The following is a 16663-nucleotide window of genomic DNA, read 5'->3' as shown; positions in this document are numbered from 1 at the left end:
GTACCCGCGCTGCCTCAGCGCGTCGTCGGGGCGGTGCGCGTCGCGGCGTCCGTCACGGGCAGTGCCTCGGTCGTGGCCTCGGCGGCGGGGGTGGTGCCGGCGCGGATGATCTCCGGACGACGACGCGTGCGGAACACCCACGCCTTGAAGAGCACGAAGCGGACCAGGGTCGCGAGCAGGTTCGCCCCCGTCAGCACCGCGATCTCCGCGCCGTGCGACGACCCGGGCGCCGTCGCGTGCAGCACGACGAGGGACCCCGACGTGATCGCCCACGCGATGCCGAACACGACGAGCCCCTGCACGTGGTGGCGTCCGGCGCCGGACCGACCGCGCACGCCGAACGTGAACCGTCGGTTCAGCGCGGTGTTCCCGATCGCGGTGACGAGGAGCGCGAGGAAGTCGGCGGTCTGTGCGCCGATCGCCGGGCGGAACAGCGCGTACAGCACCGCGAAGGCGATCGTCGACACGACACCGATCGCACCGAACCGGAGCACCTGGCCCACGATGCCCACATGCGGCGTCGTGAACGGCTGGCGGCCGATCGCCTCGTAGACCGGCGCAACGGGGATCCGCCCGGTCGCCAGGCCGCGCGACACCCGCCACATGCCCTTCAGGTCCTCGGTCGCGGTCGACGCGATGTCCACGGACGAGTTCACGTCGTCCACCCAGTCGACCGGGACCTCGTGCACGCGCAGGCCCGCGTGTTCGGCGATCACGAGCAACTCCGTGTCGAAGAACCACGCGTCGTCCTCGCAGAGGGGCAGGACGTGCTCCGCCGCCTGCCGGGTGATCGCCTTGAAGCCGCACTGGGCGTCGGAGAACGAGACGCCCATCGTGGTCCGGAGCAGCAGGTTGTAGGAGCGCGAGATGAACTCGCGCTTGCCGCCCCGCACCACCCGCGACGAACCGGCCAGCCGGGTGCCGATCGCCAGGTCCGAGTGGCCGGAGAGCAGCGGTGCCACGAGCGGCTCGAGCGCTGCGAGGTCGGTGGAGAGGTCCTCGTCGACGTACACGAGCACCCGGGCGTCGGACGCACCCCACACGGCCTTGAGTGCCCGACCGCGGCCCTTCTCGGGCAGATGCACCGCGTGGACGCCGTCGAGCATCGCTGCGAGGTCGTCGGCGATGCGGGCGGTGTCGTCGGTCGAGGCGTTGTCCGCGATCGTGATCCGCCACGTGTGGGCCAGCGACGTCCGGCAGAACGTGTGCAGGCGCCGGACGTGGGCCGCGAGCGTGTCCTGCTCGTTGTAGCAGGGGACGACGATGTCGATGTCGAGGGTGGGGTTCGTCTCCGTCATACCGCTGATGCTCGGCAGTGCCCCTACGGGAACCGGAGCACGGCCCTGTGCCGACGGTAAGAACCCGTGTCAGTCCGAGGGGGCGAGGCGCCTCAGGGCCGCAGCGAGACCGTGAACGCTGTCCGCCCCGGCTCCGACACGACCCGCACCGTGCCGCCGTGCGCATCCACGACCCCGCGCACGATGGCCAGCCCGAGGCCGCTCGTCCCGTGCTCCCGCGAGCGAGATGCCTCACCACGGGTGAACCGGTCGAACAGCGTCGGCAGTACCTCGGCCGGGATCGGCGGCCCGTCGTTCGCCACGACGAACCGCACCTCGCCGGGCTCCGTCCCGGCCACACGCTGCAACGACACCACGACGGCGGTCCCCGCTGGTGTGTGCGTCCGCGCGTTCGCCAGCAGGTTCGTCACCACCCGGCGCAGCTGGGCCTCGTCCCCGGACACGACGATCGGCTCGTCGTCGACCTGCAGCGTCCACCGGTGTGACGGCGCGGTTGCGCGGGCGTCCATCGTCGCCTCGACGACCAGCGACGTGAGGTCGACGGGGTCGGCGGCACGGACGACCGTCCCGGAGGACGCCGCGTCGAGCCGGGCGAGCAGCAGGAGTTCGTCGACCAGCGACCCCATGCGGACGGCTTCGCGTCCGATCCGGTCGACGTTCTGGTGGAGCGCGTCCACGTCCGACGACGAGGAGGACAGTTCGGCGTACGCGCGCACGGTCGCGATCGGGGTGCGGAGCTCGTGCGACGCGTCGGCGATGAAGGTGCGCATGCCGGCTTCGGCATCGCGTCGCACGGTGAGCGCGCGGGCCACGTGCCCGAGGAGACGGTTGAGCGCCGAACCAACGGCGCCGACCTCGCGGTTCTGCGCGAGGTCCACGTCGGGGACCCGCACGGGGATGTCGGTGTCGCCCCGCTCCAGGTCGAGCCCGGTGACGCTCGATGCGACCTCGGCCACGCGTTCGAGCGGACGCAGGGAGCGGCGGACGAGCATCGCGCCGGCCCACACGGCGACGAGGAGCCCGACGAGTGTGACGCTGCCGATCACGATGACGAGCCGGACCACGGACGCACGCAGGTCGTCGAGGGGCAGCGCGGTGACGTAGACGTCGCCGGACGACCCGATCGCCTGCGCGCGGTAGGTGCCGAGTGACCCGAGCGACACGGTCACCTGGGCGCCGTCGGCGTCGACGGACGACAGCGTGGACTCCTGCGCCGACGTCAGTCCGTGCTGCTGGCCGCTGCTGTCGGTGTACCCGGCGAGCACGGAGGAGCCGTCGCGGTAGATCGCCACGACCGTCCCTGCGGCCTGTCCGGGAGCGCCGATGAACGCGTTCCCCGGGTCCGGGCGGTCACCGGAGTCCGCACCGGGAGGCGGCGACGGGGACCCACCGGGCCCGAGCGTCCGGTTCGCCGCCGTGGAGAGCTCCGCGTCGAGCCGTCCCACGAGGTACCCGCGGTAGGCGACGACGGTCACCACCCCGACGACGAGGTTCGTCGCCACGAGCAGCAACGCCACGGCGCCCACGAGCCGCCACCGCAGCGACGGCACCCGCCGAGCGCGAGCACGAGCGCTCACGGCCGCAACACGTACCCGGCGCCGCGCACGGTCTGCACGAGCGGCGAGCGCCCGACGTCGAGCTTCTTCCGCAGGTACGACACGTACATGTCCACGAGGTTCGACGACGACCCGAAGTCCATGCCCCACACGTTCGTCAGGATGTGCTCCCGCGACAGCACCCGGTTCGCGTTCCGCGCGAGGTACCGCAGCAGTTCGAACTCGGTCGGGGTCAACTCGATCGGGGAGCCGGACCGGCTCACGGTCCTGGCGTCCTCGTCGAGCACCATGTCGCCCACGACGATGCCGGACGGAGCGGATGCCACCCGCGCCGAGGTCCGTGCCAGGATCCGCGCTCGGACGAGGAGCTCCGCCACCCCGAACGGCTTCGTGAGGTAGTCGTCGCCGCCCCGGGTGAGCCCGGCGAGCCGGTCCTCGGACGAGTCCCTGGCGGTGAGGAACAGCACCCGGACGTCGTCACGGGCGTCCCGCAGCCGGTCGAGCACCTGGAACCCGTCGATGTCCGGCAGCATCACGTCGAGCACGATCACGTCCGGCTGGAAGTCCCGCGCGGCGAAGAGCACGTCGCGGCCGCGGTGCACGGCGTGCACGGACCAGCCGTCCGCCTCGAACGCGAGGCGGACGGCATCGGCGAGCGCGTGCTCGTCGTCCACGACGAGGGCACGGACGGGGCTCCCGTCGGTGCGCTGCAGCAGTCGGTCGGCCATCGGGCCGAGCCTACTTCCCGCTCGTCAGGTCGTAGACGGTCTGTCCGCCGACGGTGGTGGACTCGTAGTTCGCCGCGACCCACTCCTGGATGGCGCTGGCCGTGGACGATCCGCCGCCCATGCCGCCGCCGTTCCCGGACGCGATGTAGTAAGCGATCTTCCCGTCGGCGACGTACGCCTTGAACTCGGCGAGCGTCGGTGTCGGGTCGCTGGACCAGCCGCCGATCGCCATCACGGCGGTGTCGGTGTCGAGCTCCAGCTGCGCGGCGGACTGTGACCCGTTCACGGCGGCGGCCCACTTCGTGTCCGTCGCTTCGAGCAGCTTCTGCAGTGCCGACGACGTCGATGCGCCCTCGCCTCCGCCACCGGTCGCGTCACCGGACGGGAGGCTCGTTCCCGATCCCGCATCGCCCGTCCCGTCTCCGGAACCCTCCTGGGTCCCGCCCGGCGCGGTCCCGGCGCCCCCGCCCGGCATCTCGCCGGAGGAACCGCTCGGCGGTTCCGGCATCTCGCCGGACGTGCTGCCGGGGGGCGTCCCGCCTGGTCCACCCGTGCCTCCCGGCATGCCGCCGCCGCCCATCCCGCCACCGGACGATCCCGACGGACCGACGCTCGGGATCGAGCCGGAGTGCGCAACCGTGGTGGTGGCCAGCGCGTAGGCGGTGGTGCCGGTGAGCCCGAAGAGCGTCCCGGCGAGGACGCCGACGGCGACCAGCTTGCGGAGCGACGGGACGCTGCCGACGACGATCGCGACGGCCGACAGCAGCCCGCCGGCGAGCACCACCCAGCGGAGCCACGGCAGCCACGTGGGGTTCTCGTTCAGCAGGCACCAGCCCCAGAACGCCGTGATGCCGATCATGCCCGCGAGGCCCAGGCGTCCGGTCATCCGGTTCCTGGCGTTCCAGAGCAGCGCGCCGCCGGTGCCGACGAGGCCCGCGATCGCCGGGGTGAGCGCGACCGTGTAGTACGGGTGGATCGTGCCGGACATGTACGAGAACACGAGCCCGGTGACGATGAGCCATCCGCCCCAGAGCACGAGACCGGCACGGACGGGGTCGCCGATCGTCCGGCGTCCGACCACGACCAGGCCGAGCACGAGGGCGAGGAGCGCGGCGGGGAGCAGCCAGGAGATCTCGAGGCCCATCTCCGACGAGAACAGCCGGTCCAGGCCGGTCGACCCGCCGAACGACGAGCCTGCGGTGCCGCCGGTCATCCCGCCGCCACCACCGCCGTTGCCCGAGCCGCCGAAGATGCGGCCGAGCCCGTTGTAGCCGAAGACCAGGTCCAGGACGGTGTTGTTCGTGGAGCCGCCGATGTAGGGGCGGGAGTCGGCGGGCCACAGCCACACCGCGACGACCCACCAGCCGGCGGCGACGACCAGGGACCCGGCCGCGATGAGGAGGCCGACGATGCGCTTCGGCCACGTGGTCCGTGCGGCGATCAGGTACACGAGCCCGAACGCCGGCAGGACGAGGAGCCCCTGCAGCATCTTCGTCAGGAACGCGAAGCCGAGGGCGACACCGGCGAGCGCGATCCACCGCCAGCTGCCCGTCGGGAGCGCTCGGACGGTGCAGTACGCGCCGGCGGTCATGAGCAGCACGAGGAGTGCGTCCGGGTTGTCGAAGCGGAACATCAGCGCCGCGGCCGGTGTGGCCGCGACGACGAACCCGGCGAGCAGCGCGCCGACGTTCGCGGTCGTCGACCCCAGTCGCGCCAGGGTCCGGCGGACAGTGCCCCACACCAGCGCGACGGACCCGACGGCCATCAGGGCCTGGGGGAGCAGGAGGCTGAAGGACGAGAAGCCGAACAGCCTCGCGGACAGGACCATCACCCAGAGCGACGCCGGCGGCTTGTCCACGGTGATGAAGTTCGACGAGTCGAGGGAGCCGAAGAAGAACGCCTCCCACGACTTCGTGCCGGCCTGGACAGCTGCGGCGTAGAACGAGTTCGCGTACCCGGATTCGCTGAGGTTCCAGAGGTACACGACGGCGGTCACGACGAGGAGCGCCCAGAAGGCCGGCCGGAGCCAGCGGGCGTCCTCGCGCTCGCCGAGGAAGAGTCGGGCGACGGCTCTCCGACGTGTCTGCGCACCCGAGTGCGCACGGTCGCGTCGATCGGTCACGGGGATCGGGTACGTGGTCATGTCCATGAGCATCCGGGGCGTTCCCCGAACACCCCCATGCGTGACCTGTGCGCGGGGTAAGTGTGCGGGGGCCGTCCGGAGCGTCGGGCGGCCGGGGCCTGGGATCGAGTGCGCGGAAGTGGTCGGCGCGAGGGACGCCGGGCCGCCGCTTCTGCGCACTCGACCGGCGTGCACGCGGGCGGCGCTGCGGGTTCGGTCCGAGGGGCGCCGGGGACAGCCGGGAGGCTCGGGTGCAGTGAGCGCGCCCGTCCCGCCCCTCGGGTGGCCGGGGCCTGGGATCGAGTGCGCGGACGTGGTGGGTACGTTGGGCGCCGGGCCGCCATTCCTGCGCACTCGACCGGCCGCGGTCCGGCAGGCAGGCAGCCGGCCAGCGGGCACCCGTCAGGCGTACCGGGACGCGGCCCGAAGTGTGGCGGACTTGTACGACCCGCCGAACAGGAACACGTGCAGGAGCAGCGGGGCGAGCTGGTGGAGCTCGACGCGTTCCTGCCACCCCGGGGCCAGCTGCGACTCGGCGTCGTACCCCGCCAGCACCGTCTCGAGCCGCGGCAGCCCGAACAGCCCGAGGAGCGCGAGGTCCGTCTCCGCGTGCCCGCCGTGCGGGTTCGCGTCGATGAGCACGGCCCCCGTCGGCTCGGAGTCGTCCGTCGGCCAGAGCACGTTCCCCGCCCAGAGGTCGCCGTGCAGCCGCGCGGGCCGCTCACCGACGAGCGTCGGCTGGGGCGATGAGAACTCCCCGTCCTGGACGCGTTGCGCGACCCGCTCGAGCAGCGCAGCCTCGCCCGCGTCGAACCCGCCCCGGTCGACGATCCGCCGGACGAAGTCGCGGATGCGGTACTCCGCGAAGAACTCGCCCCACGTGGCCGGGGCATCGGCGGCGGCGACGAACGGGGTGCCGGACCGGCCCATCCGCAGCGGTACACCGGACGGGAACCCCGGCGACGGCGCTCCCCAGTGCGGTGCGCCGGACGCGTGCGTGTGCGCGAGCGAGCGGCCGAAGCGTTCCGCCTGCGCCTTCGTCGGGGAGCCGTCGGAGATCAGCTCCAGGTCGAGCACCGTCGGGCTCGGCCGGTCGAGGACCCGGGCGACGCGGGTACCGCCGGACTCCTCTGCCGCGGCGAGCCACTCGAGCCCCGCGGCTTCTGCTGCTGCCTCGTTCGGATCGGTGAAGGTCTTCACGTGCGTCTCGGCCATCGATCCATCCTTCCAGCGTCGGCCGGAGGACGGCTCAGACCGCGTCGCTCAGACCGCGTCGACGAGGGCCCTCGCCAGCGGGTGCCACGGCCGGGACGACGGACCGCTCAGCACCAGCGTCCGCTCGAGCCTCGGCGTCGTCGGCACCATCACGAGGTCGTCCGGCAGCATCACCCTCCCGAGCGTCGGGACGACGGACACGCCCTCGCCGCGCTGGATCATGCCGAACATCGTGCTCATCTCCCGCACCCGGTGGGCGTAGCGGAACGGCTGCCCGGCGATCTCGTGCATCCGCTGGATCTGGTGCTCGCACCCGCCGCCGCCGGCGACCAGGCCGTCCTCGTGCAGGTCGTCGAGCGTCAGGGCGGCTGCGTCGGCGAGGGGGTGGTCGCGTCGGATCACGGCGGCCATCTCGTCGCGCGCGACGACGACCGCGCCGTCGGGCACGGACACCGGGTCGACGAGGACGGCGGCGTCGACGGTGCCCGCCTCGAGCCACTCCGGCATCTCGTCGTCGTCGCCCTCGTAGACCTGGACGTCGACGTCCGGCAGGGTCACCGCCCACAGGTCGCGGAGCCGCGGCAGCAGGCCCTGGCAGACGGTGGGGACGGCCGCGAGTCGCACGGTGCCGCGCGCCGTACCGGGCCGGACCACTGCCTCCAGTGCGTCGACGGAGGCGAGCACGCTGCGGGCGTGACCGATCAGTCGTTCCCCGAGCGGTGTGGGGGCGGCCGCGCCGCCGCGACGGAGGACCTGACCACCGACCTCGCGCTCCAGACCGGCGACGGCGTGCGAGACGGCGGACTGGCCGATCCCGAGCGTCGCGGCGGCGAGGGTGAACGATCCGCGGTCGACCGTGGCGACGAGCGCGCGGAGCTGGGCGAGGGTGATGTTCATGTGCTTCCTTCATGCCTGCATGAAGCCGATGCGTTTGCTTCATGTCGGCGGCTGGCTCGACACTAGCGGCATGAACGGCATCCTGTTCGTGCTCGTCGCACTCACCTGGGGATCGAGCTTCCTCTTCATGAAGATCGGGCTCGAGGGACTCTCGCCGCAGCAGGTCGCGCTCGGACGGGTGCTCCTCGGTGCCGTGACGCTCGTCGTGATCCTCCTCGCCACGCGTCGTCGCTGGCCGCGGTCGCCCCGGCTCTGGGGCCACCTGCTCGTCGTCGCGGTGTTCCTCAACGCGATCCCGTCGTCCCTGGTGGCGTGGGCGGAGCAGACGGTGCCGAGCGGGCTCGCGAGCATCTACAACGCGACGACGCCCATCATGGTGCTGCTCGCGATGCCGTTGCTGCTGCCGTCCGAGCGACTCCGTGGCAAGCAGCTCGTCGGGGTGCTGCTCGGGATCGTCGGCGTGCTCGTCCTGGTCGGGCCGTGGGACCTCATCGGCGACCCGACGGTCCTTGCGACGGTGCCGGCCCAGATCGCCCTGCTCGGGATGACCGCCTGCTACGGCTTCGGGCTGTCCTACATGCGCCGGTTCGTCGCGGGCAGCGGCCACGACGCGATCACCCTCACGACCGTGCAGCTCACGCTGGGTGCGGGGCTGATGCTGCTGGTCGCGCCGTTCACGGCGCTCTCGCCGGTGCAGCTGGACTGGAGGATCGTGGCCGCGATGGTCGCACTGGGGTGCGTCGGCACGGGGCTGGCCTACATGTGGAACACCGGGCTCGTACAGGCGTGGGGCGCCGCCAGGGCGTCCACGGTCACGTACCTGACGCCCGTGGTCGGGGTGGTGCTCGGCGTCCTCGTGCTGGGGGAGCGGGTCCGGTGGAACGAGCCCGTCGGTGGCGTCGTCATCCTGCTCGGCATCGCCCTGGCGTCCGGGGTCGTGCGGTGGCGACGGCCGGTCCGGACACCGCAGCACGCATAGGCTGCAGGGGTGAGCGCGCGGACCGAACTCGCAGGGGTCGCCCGGCAGGACGTCGCCGCGGCGCCCGCGGACGGCAGCTCCTCGTTCCGACGTGCAGCGGTGCTCATCCTCTTCGGCGTGCTCGATCGCGTGCCGAGCACCAGCTCCGCGCGGGACGTCGCCGTCTCGCGCGACCTCGACGTGCTGCTGCTCGCCAGGGCCACCACGCTCCGTGCGCATCCGGGGCAGGTGGCGTTCCCCGGTGGACGCGTCGACCCCGGTGACCGTGACGCCGTGGCCGCTGCCCTCCGGGAAGCGCGGGAGGAGACGGGGCTCGACCCGTCCGGCGTCGAGGTCCTCGGTACCCTGCCCGCCCAGCCGCTGGACTTCTCGCGGCACCTGGTCACCCCGGTCATCGGGTGGTGGCGGGACCCGTCCCCGGTCCGGGTCGTCGACGTCGCGGAGTCGGCAGCGGTGTTCCGGGTCCCGGTCGCGGACCTGCTCGACCCGGCACACCGCGGTGTCACGGTGATCCGCCGCGACGGGCGCGAGTGGCGTGGGCCGGCCTTCAGCGTCGACACCGATTCGGGGACGCACGTGGTGTGGGGGTTCACCGCGATGCTGCTTGACGCGCTGTTCGACCGGCTCGGGTGGACGGAACCGTGGGACGGGGAACGGGTCGTCGCACTCCCGCCCACCTAGGCTGACGGCATGACCTCCACGGCGCGGTTGCTCCTGGCCTCGTCGCACCCCGGCCCGACGCTCACCGTCACGGTGCTCGCGGCGGTCATCGCGAGTGTCGTGGGCCACCCGGCGTGGCTCGTCGTCCTCGTCGCCGCGTCCGTCGTCGCCGGGCAGCTGTCGATCGGCCTGGCCAACGACTGGATCGACGCCGACCGGGACCGCAGCGTCGGGCGGTCGGACAAGCCCGTCGCGCAGGGGCTGATCGCCGTGTCGACGGTCAGGGCCGCAGCGTTCGTCACCGCCGGGGTCGCCGTGGTGCTCTCGCTGTTCCTCGGCCCTGTCGCAGCGGTCGCGCACCTCGTGCTCGTCGGAGCCGGGTGGGCCTACGACGCCGGCCTGAAGCGGTCGGTCTGGTCGGTCGCGCCGTTCGTCGTCGCGTTCGGGCTGCTCCCCGTCGTGGCGGTCGCGGCCGGTCCCGCTGCGCAGCTCCCGGCACCGTGGGCGATCGCCACCGGGGCGGTGTTCGGCATCGCGATCCACTGCACGAACGTGTTGCCCGACCTGGTGGACGACGCGGCGACGGGGGTCAGGGGCTTCCCGCACCGGCTCGGGCTGCACGCCGCCGGGGTGCTCGCCTTCGCGTCACTGGTCGTGGCCGCCGGGCTGGTGCTCGTCGGGCAGCTCGGCGGGGACGATCCCGTGCGCGGTGTCGGGGTCGTGCTCGCGGTCCTCGGCACGGTGGTCGTGGTCGTCCTCGCCGTGGTCGGGATCCGGCTCGTCCTCACCGGCCCACCGAACCGGACGCTCTTCCGGCTGGTGATCGTCTCGTCACTGGTGCTCGTCGTGGAGCTCGGGTTCGCGGGCGCGCGACTGGTCGCCTGACGCGGTCAGGACCACCGCATCGCGTAGACGCGGGCGAGCAGGTGCGCTGACGGGAGGCCGAGGGCCGTCCGCAGCAGGACCTCCCGTGCCAGCGCCGTCGGCCCCGTCGCCGGTCGTCCGAGCGCCATGTTCGCCTCCGCCTGGCGGGCGGCACGCCGAGCGACCGCCTGGCGGCGGGCGGCGTACTCCGGCCAGGGTCCGGCCGCGCCGGTGCGGACCGCCTCCGTCAGCAGCGGAGCGAGTGCGGCGGCGTCGAGCCACCCGAGGTTCATGCCCTGGCCGCCGATGGGGCTGATCTCGTGCGCGGCGTCCCCGATCAGGAGCGCACGTCCCACGCCGATCCGCTCCGCCTCGGTGCGCCGCACCCGGAAGCCGCCGAGCATCGAACAGGTGTCGGCGTCCACGTCGGCGTCTGTCCGCTCCCGGACGGCACGGACGAGCGTCGCGGCGCTGACCTCGTCGGCGCTGACCTCGTCGGCGCTGACCTCGTCGGCGCTGACCTCGTCGGTGCTGACCTCCTCGGTGGTGCTCGCGCCGCGACCGGTGAGCACGACGTACCGGCGACGCGCCCCGGGCAGCGGGAAGGACTCGACGACGCCGTCCGGCCCGACGTCGACCAGGGCAGAGCTCCTCGCCGTGTCCGGTTCCGGATCGGCGAAGTCGCCCATGACGTACTGCTCGGGGTACTCGCGACCGGTCGTCCCGATCCCGAGGAGCCTGCGGACCGTGCTCCTGGCGCCGTCCGCCCCGACGACGAACGCGGCACGGAGCCCGATCGGCCCGTCCTCCCCGGTGCCGATCGCGTCGACGTGGTCCGCGTGCCGTGTCAGTGCCGTCAGCCGGGTGCCGGTACGGAGCGCGTCGGGAGCCACTGCGGCGAGCCTCGCGCGGAGGATCGCCTCGGTGCGGTGCTGGTCGAGGGTGGCGACGTACGGGTGCGTGGCCGAGGCGAGCGCGAACGACAGGGTGCCGAGGGTCCGCCCGCGACTCCTGGCGACGCCGGTCCGGACCAGGCAGGCCTCGTCGAGCACCGGCCGCGCGGCGCCGATCGTGTCGAGCGCGTCGAGCGACGGCGGGTGGATGCCGATCGCCCGTGAGCCCGACGGTGCCGAGGACCGCGCCTCCCACACCTGCACGTCGACACCCGCGTGCGCCAGGAGTGCGCCGAGGAACAGTCCGACGGGCCCACCGCCGGCCACCAGGACTCCGGTTCGCGGGGCGGTCACGGGCCGAGCCTACGGAGCGGTGCGTGTCCGGGGGCTCAGCCGCCCGTCTGCGCAGCGGCACGCTCCGCTGCCAACAGGCGCCGAGCCTCCCGGAAGCGGCGGCGGAGCCGCTCGACCGGCACCTCGACGGCGTAGGCCGCACCGATGGCGACCAGGATCGCCCCGGCCATCAGCCACACCCAGTCGAAGGCCCCGAAGGCGCTCGCCGCGACGGTCCCGAGCAGGGCGATCACGAGCGGGTGCCAGAGGTACGCGGAGTACGAGACGCGCCGACCGAACCAGGCCACCGGGGTCCACGACAACGCGATCGACAGGGGGCTCCTGACCGACACGAGGCCGCCGATCAGCACGGCGGACACGACGCCCGTCGCCGGCAGGAGCAGACCGAACGTCCACGCGTGCTGCGTCCAGTCGTCGTCGATCCAGTACTGCACGCCGACGAGCAGGGCGATCCCGACCCAGGTACCGATGTGCCCGGCGAGACCGCCAGCCCACGCACGGACCCGTTCGTCGTCGAGCAGGATCGCCAAGAGGCACCCGGTCGCCAGCGGCACGAGTCCGAGCACGGGGGAGAAGTACACGTCCGGCGTCGAACCGCCGCTCGGCGTCCGGTAGCTCAGCCACGATGCCGTCGCGCCACCGGCGATCACGACGCCGAGGCCGGTCAGCAGCAGGCGACGGCGTGCGCGGAGTGCGAACAGCGCGACCAGCACCACCGGCCACACCAGGTAGAACTGCTCCTCCATCGACAGGCTCCAGGTGTGCGCGAAGACGCCCTGCGTCGTGTTCCAGAACGCCCGGAAGAGGTTGCCCGTGTACGTCAGGGCGATCGCGGCGGCCTCACCGGCGGAGAACGACGCGCCCTTGTAGTCGCCGACCCACGACCAGAGTGCGAGTCCCGCGGCGACGAGCACCAGGAGGGCCGGGTAGAGCCGCAGCATCCGCTTCAGCCAGAACGTGCCGAGCCGGACGCGCCCGGTGCGCCGGTGCTCGCCGAGGAGCAGCGTCGTGATGAGGAAGCCGGAGAGCACGAAGAAGACGGTGACGCCGATGAAGCCGCCCTCGAAGCCGGGGACGTGCAGGTGGTAGCGCATCACGGCCAGGATCGCGACCGTGCGGAGGCCGTCGAGTGCGGTGGCGCGGTGGGCGAGTGGGCCGTGGGTGTCCGCTCGTGTCCGGGCGGGCGCGGCCACGGGCGTCCGCTCGAGCGTGGTGGTCGACACATCGCCTCCTCGACGGGCTCGGGTTCGCTGACCCGTGTCAGGATGCCCCGCTCGGCCAAGAACGACCTCAGAGTGCGGTGGCGGTCACCATGCTCGTCAGGGCGTCGAGTCGTTCCCGGGCGATGTCGGCGAACGGACGGACCTCCTCGCCGGCGATCCACTGCTGGAACGACAGGTGGAAGACCGTCACCCCGGTCTCCGCAGCGAGCGTCGCCGCCGGTTCGCCGATCCCGCGGTCGCGCAGGACCTCGCCGAGCCGGACCTTGAGCGTCGCCAGCTTGGCGAGCTCGCGTTCGCCCAGCGAGGGTTCGGAGTCGATGATCGTCTGCCGGATCCGCGAGAACGGACGGCGCTCCTCGGGGAAGAAGTGCCCGGCCGAGTCGAGGGACCGGGCGATCAGGGCGAACGGCGGCGCATCGGCAGGGGCGTCGGCGATCGGGTCGATGAACATCGCGAGGAAGTCGTCCTGCCCGGCGAAGATCACCTCGCGCTTGTCCGCGAAGTGCCGGAAGAACGTGCGCTCGGTGACGTCGGCGGCCGCAGCGATCTCCGCGACCGTCGTCCGGTCGTACCCCTGCTCCTGGAACAGCCGCAGTGCCGTCGCCTGCAGCCGTTCACGCGTTCCGGGTTGCCATCGAGCCATGGTTGCGAGTCTACTGATGACAGTGCATGACATCGAGGTGTACGGTTTCTGATGTCAGTCAATGACATCATTGTTCTGGAAGGACACACCATGCGCGTATTCGTCACCGGAGCCTCCGGTTGGATCGGCTCCGCCACCGTCGACGAGCTCGTCGCCGCCGGCCACCAGGTCGTCGGCCTCGCCCGTTCCGACGCCTCCGTCGCCCGCGTCGAGGCGGCGGGCGCCACCGCACTCCGCGGCGACCTCGACGACCTCGACGCCATCCGCCGCGGCGCCTCCGAGTCCGAGGGCGTCGTCCACCTCGCCAACAAGCACGACTGGGCGAACCCGGTCGCGACGAACGCGGCCGAGCGCGCCGTCGTCGAGACCATCGGCACGGCCCTCGCCGGCAGTGACCGGCCGTTCATCGTGGCGTCGGGCATCGCGGGGCTCGCCTCCGACCGCCCGGCGACCGAGGCGGACCCGAACCCGTTCGTCGGCCCGGACTCGATGCGCGGCGGGAGCGAGAACCGCGGCTTCGACTTCGTCGACCAGGGAGTCCGTACCGTCGCCGCGCGCTTCGCGCCCACCGTGCACGGCATCGGCGACCACGGGTTCATCGCGGCGATCGTCGCCGCCGCCGAGCAGCAGGGCGTTTCGGGCTACATCGGCGACGGGACGAACAACTGGTCGGCCGTGCACCGGTCCGACGCGGCCCGACTCGTGCGCCTCGGGCTCGAGAGCGCTCCGGCCGGCACCCGACTGCACGCCGTCGCGGAGCCCGTCGTCTCCACGCGCTCGATCGCGGAGGCCATCGGCGAGGGACTCGGGCTGCCGGTGACCTCGATCGACCCGGCGGACGCGGAGTCGCACTTCGGGTTCATCGGGCGGTTCTTCGGTCTCGAGATGTCCGCGACGTCGACCGAGACGCAGGAGCGCTTCGGCTGGACCCCGACGGGCCCGACCCTCGCCGAGGACATCGCCGCGGGCGCGTACTTCGACGTGCGGGTCTCGTAGCGGGGCCGGCGGGCGGGCGGGCGAGCGGGTCCGTCGGGCGGGTCCGGCGTTGACCCGGAACGACAACCTCGTCGTCGTACGACAGCGATCCTGTCGCTCCTTGCACGCGCGAGCATTCGCACGCCGGTACGAACGACGAAGTCGCTGTCGTACGACAGCGACTTCGTCGTTTCGAGTCGGAACCCGCCGGACGCCGGACGCTGGACGCCGGACGCTGGGAACCCCGCCCGCCCCGCGCCCGCGCTACTCGGCCTTCTGCATCTGCCAGGGCTCTGGTTCGCGGTCGCCGTTCGGGCGCACCGGACGGACGTCGCCGACGATGGGGATCGCCCGCTTCCGCATGAACCACAGGTACCGGACGAAGAAGTGCGACAGCGTCGAGAGACGGTTCCCGTTCCCGAGCAGCGACGCGATGTGCACGACGACCCACGCGGCCCAGGCCACCGGCCCGACCATCGTGATCCCACCGCGGAGCTGGGCGACGGCGGCGTTCGTACCGATCGTCGCCATGGTGCCCTTGTCGAAGTACTTGAAGTGTTCGGTCGGCTTGCCCTCGAGCGAGCGGACGATCTGCCGCGCGATGTGCTTCCCGCCCTGCAGTGCCGGCTGCGCGAGCTGCGCGAGGGCGTCGTCCTGCGCGGCGATGTCACCCGCCGCCCAGATCCCGTCGACGCCCTGCACGCTGAGGTCGTCGTCCACCTTGATCCGGCCGCCGTGCGTCTGCGGCATGTTCCAGTTGGACACTTCCTTGTGGGCGGCGACCCCGGTGGCCCAGATGACTTGCGACGCGGGGATGAACTCGCCCTCGGCGGTCTTCACCCCGTCGGGCAGGACCTCGGCCACGCCGGTGTTCAGGCGGAGGATGACCCCGCGCTTCCGCAGCACCTTCGCCGCGTACCGACGGAGCCGCGGCGCGAACGGCTTCAGCAGCTCACCGCTCCGGTGCACGAGGGTGATCGTGATGTTGCCCGGGAGGATCTCCGGGTAGGCGCCCTCGAGCGCCTGGTCGCGGAGCTCGGCGAGGGCACCGGCCATCTCGACGCCGGTCGCGCCGCCACCGACGATGACGATCTTGATCTCGTCGGGCCCCTGGTTCGCCGCGGCTTCCTCGAGCCGGGTGAACAGCTCGTCGCGGATGCGGAGCGCCTGCGAGCGTGAGTACATCGAGTACGCGTACTCGTACGCACCCGGGGTCCCGAAGTAGCTCGTGTTCACGCCGTTGGCGAGGATGAGCTGGTCGTAGTGCAGGTGCTCGCCGTCGGACATCTCGGCGACCTTGCCGACCGGGTCGATGCCGGTGAGGAGCCCGTGCCGGAACTCGGCGTTGTCCTGCTTCGCACGGAGGCTCCGCAGGAAGTACGTCACGTCCCCGGCGTTGAGCCCGCCCGTCGCAACCTGGTACATGAGCGGCTGGAACATGTTGTAGACGTGTCGGTCGACGAGCGTCACCCGGACCGGTGCGTCCGCGAGCTCGCGCATGGCGGCGACGCCGGCGAATCCACCGCCGACGATGACGACGTGCGGGCGGGTGTCCTGCGGCATGGTGGGCTCCGGTTCGGATGGCGTGCTGGTCACCGTCAACGGTACCGCCGGTCTGGGCCCACGCCGCCGGTTCCGGCGCGACGCGCCAGCGGCGTGCCGGCCGTGTCGGTGGGGAGAGGCTCGGATCGCCGCCGTCAGACCGCCAGCGGCGCGTAGGTGCTCACCACGTTGCCCTTGCTCGTCACGGTGCTGTCGACCAGACGCAGGCGCGTGGCCGGGTCGGTCGGCTCGAAGAGCTTCCGCCCGCGTCCGGCGATCGCCGGGTGCACCATGAGCTGCAGCTCGTCGAGGAGCCCCGCGAACAACAGGCTCCGGACGAGCGTGACGCTGCCGCACACCGCGATGTGGTCGCCGTCACGCTGCTTGAGGTCCCGCACGAACTCGTGCACGTCGCCCTGGATGCGCGTCGAGTTCTGCCACGCCAGGTCGTCGCCGAGCGTGGTCGACGCGACGTACTTCTCGATCGGGTTGATCCACTGCCCGAAGGGGTCCTCCGGGTGGGCCGGCCACCACTCGGACCACTCCGCGTAGCTGTTGCGACCGAGCAGGACCGTGTCGGTGCGGGCCATGAACGACCCCATCCCGGCGCCGAGCTCGTCGTCGAAGCTGTCGTACTGGAACTCGTACGGGTCCTGCACGACGCCGTCGACCGACGTGAACAGCCCTGCCGTGACCTTCCGCATGGTCGGAGCG

15 protein-coding genes are annotated in these 16663 nt (G+C 72.3%); 4 read left to right on the top strand and 11 right to left on the bottom strand.

Annotation, left to right across the window (positions count from 1 at the left end):
* Window positions 1-14: 14 nt before the first annotated feature.
* The 6 genes from QK288_RS17740 to QK288_RS17715 all read right to left on the bottom strand — a co-directional run bounded on the left by QK288_RS17740 (window position 15) and on the right by QK288_RS17715 (window position 7816).
* Window positions 15-1298, bottom strand: coding sequence for a bifunctional glycosyltransferase family 2/GtrA family protein (locus tag QK288_RS17740; protein ID WP_281265591.1), 1284 nt, complete (start codon window positions 1296-1298; stop codon window positions 15-17).
* 92 nt (window positions 1299-1390) lie between these two features.
* Window positions 1391-2875 carry a HAMP domain-containing sensor histidine kinase gene (locus tag QK288_RS17735; RefSeq protein ID WP_281265590.1) on the bottom strand — a complete coding sequence of 495 codons (1485 nt, stop codon included), beginning with the start codon at window positions 2873-2875 and terminating at the stop codon, window positions 1391-1393.
* Complete coding sequence (locus tag QK288_RS17730) at window positions 2872-3582, bottom strand: response regulator transcription factor (protein ID WP_281265589.1); 711 nt, start codon at window positions 3580-3582, stop codon at window positions 2872-2874. Before QK288_RS17730 ends, QK288_RS17735 begins: the two co-directional genes overlap by 4 nt.
* A 10-nt stretch (window positions 3583-3592) precedes the next feature.
* On the bottom strand, window positions 3593-5725 hold the full coding sequence (locus QK288_RS17725; RefSeq protein ID WP_281265588.1) for a glycosyltransferase family 39 protein: 2133 nt from the start codon (window positions 5723-5725) through the stop codon (window positions 3593-3595).
* Window positions 5726-6106: 381 nt separating this feature from the next.
* Window positions 6107-6919 (bottom strand): fructosamine kinase family protein, encoded by an 813-nt coding sequence (locus tag QK288_RS17720; protein WP_281265587.1) that lies wholly within the window; start codon window positions 6917-6919, stop codon window positions 6107-6109.
* Between the two features lie 48 nt (window positions 6920-6967).
* On the bottom strand, window positions 6968-7816 hold the full coding sequence (locus QK288_RS17715; RefSeq protein ID WP_281265586.1) for a LysR family transcriptional regulator: 849 nt from the start codon (window positions 7814-7816) through the stop codon (window positions 6968-6970).
* 70 nt (window positions 7817-7886) lie between these two features.
* Between QK288_RS17715 and QK288_RS17710 the strand changes: the two genes are divergently transcribed.
* Genes QK288_RS17710 through QK288_RS17700 form a run of 3 tightly spaced genes read left to right on the top strand, consistent with a single transcriptional unit; the run spans window position 7887 to window position 10340 of the window.
* Window positions 7887-8795, top strand: a complete 909-nt coding sequence (locus tag QK288_RS17710) for a DMT family transporter (RefSeq protein WP_281265585.1) — start codon at window positions 7887-7889, stop codon at window positions 8793-8795.
* 9 nt (window positions 8796-8804) lie between these two features.
* Window positions 8805-9476: a CoA pyrophosphatase gene (locus QK288_RS17705; RefSeq protein ID WP_281265584.1), complete on the top strand. Its 672-nt coding sequence runs from the start codon at window positions 8805-8807 to the stop codon at window positions 9474-9476.
* A gap of 9 nt (window positions 9477-9485) precedes the next feature.
* Complete coding sequence (locus tag QK288_RS17700) at window positions 9486-10340, top strand: UbiA family prenyltransferase (RefSeq protein ID WP_281265583.1); 855 nt, start codon at window positions 9486-9488, stop codon at window positions 10338-10340.
* A gap of 5 nt (window positions 10341-10345) precedes the next feature.
* On the opposite strand, the gene QK288_RS17695 is transcribed toward QK288_RS17700, so the two are convergent.
* The 3 genes from QK288_RS17695 to QK288_RS17685 form a co-directional block, all read right to left on the bottom strand.
* On the bottom strand, window positions 10346-11566 hold the full coding sequence (locus QK288_RS17695; RefSeq protein WP_281265582.1) for an NAD(P)/FAD-dependent oxidoreductase: 1221 nt from the start codon (window positions 11564-11566) through the stop codon (window positions 10346-10348).
* Window positions 11567-11601: 35 nt separating this feature from the next.
* The gene (locus QK288_RS17690; RefSeq protein WP_281265581.1) at window positions 11602-12789 is read right to left on the bottom strand and encodes an acyltransferase; all 1188 of its coding nucleotides are present in this window, start codon (window positions 12787-12789) and stop codon (window positions 11602-11604) included.
* A 67-nt stretch (window positions 12790-12856) separates the two neighbouring features.
* Window positions 12857-13432, bottom strand: a complete 576-nt coding sequence (locus tag QK288_RS17685) for a TetR/AcrR family transcriptional regulator (protein WP_281265580.1) — start codon at window positions 13430-13432, stop codon at window positions 12857-12859.
* 90 nt (window positions 13433-13522) lie between these two features.
* On the opposite strand from QK288_RS17685, the gene QK288_RS17680 reads away from it, so the two are divergent.
* On the top strand, window positions 13523-14428 hold the full coding sequence (locus tag QK288_RS17680; RefSeq protein ID WP_281265579.1) for an SDR family oxidoreductase: 906 nt from the start codon (window positions 13523-13525) through the stop codon (window positions 14426-14428).
* A gap of 243 nt (window positions 14429-14671) precedes the next feature.
* On the opposite strand, the gene QK288_RS17675 is transcribed toward QK288_RS17680, so the two are convergent.
* Together QK288_RS17675 and QK288_RS17670 are read right to left on the bottom strand one after the other, a co-directional pair.
* Entirely contained in the window at window positions 14672-16003 is a 1332-nt protein-coding gene (locus tag QK288_RS17675) for an NAD(P)/FAD-dependent oxidoreductase (RefSeq protein WP_281265578.1), read from the bottom strand.
* A gap of 101 nt (window positions 16004-16104) precedes the next feature.
* Complete coding sequence (locus QK288_RS17670) at window positions 16105-16653, bottom strand: dihydrofolate reductase family protein (protein WP_281265577.1); 549 nt, start codon at window positions 16651-16653, stop codon at window positions 16105-16107.
* Between the last annotated feature and the right edge of the window lie 10 nt (window positions 16654-16663).

Source organism: Curtobacterium sp. 9128, from assembly GCF_900086645.1.
GTDB lineage: Bacteria > Actinomycetota > Actinomycetes > Actinomycetales > Microbacteriaceae > Curtobacterium.
Note: the sequence above shows the minus strand (reverse complement) of the source record. Positions and strands in the feature narration are given on the sequence as shown.

Bases quoted from the DNA above. Each gene is read 5' to 3' on its own strand.
- QK288_RS17710 (WP_281265585.1), top strand. From the start codon at position 7,887: ATGAACGGCATCCTGTTCGTGCTCGTCGCACTCACCTGGGGATCGAGC.
- QK288_RS17685 (WP_281265580.1), bottom strand. From the start codon at position 13,432: ATGGCTCGATGGCAACCCGGAACGCGTGAACGGCTGCAGGCGACGGCA.
- QK288_RS17740 (WP_281265591.1), bottom strand. From the start codon at position 1,298: ATGACGGAGACGAACCCCACCCTCGACATCGACATCGTCGTCCCCTGC.
- QK288_RS17670 (WP_281265577.1), bottom strand. From the start codon at position 16,653: ATGCGGAAGGTCACGGCAGGGCTGTTCACGTCGGTCGACGGCGTCGTG.
- QK288_RS17680 (WP_281265579.1), top strand. From the start codon at position 13,523: ATGCGCGTATTCGTCACCGGAGCCTCCGGTTGGATCGGCTCCGCCACC.
- QK288_RS17725 (WP_281265588.1), bottom strand. From the start codon at position 5,725: ATGACCACGTACCCGATCCCCGTGACCGATCGACGCGACCGTGCGCAC.
- QK288_RS17730 (WP_281265589.1), bottom strand. From the start codon at position 3,582: ATGGCCGACCGACTGCTGCAGCGCACCGACGGGAGCCCCGTCCGTGCC.
- QK288_RS17715 (WP_281265586.1), bottom strand. From the start codon at position 7,816: ATGAACATCACCCTCGCCCAGCTCCGCGCGCTCGTCGCCACGGTCGAC.
- QK288_RS17700 (WP_281265583.1), top strand. From the start codon at position 9,486: ATGACCTCCACGGCGCGGTTGCTCCTGGCCTCGTCGCACCCCGGCCCG.
- QK288_RS17720 (WP_281265587.1), bottom strand. From the start codon at position 6,919: ATGGCCGAGACGCACGTGAAGACCTTCACCGATCCGAACGAGGCAGCA.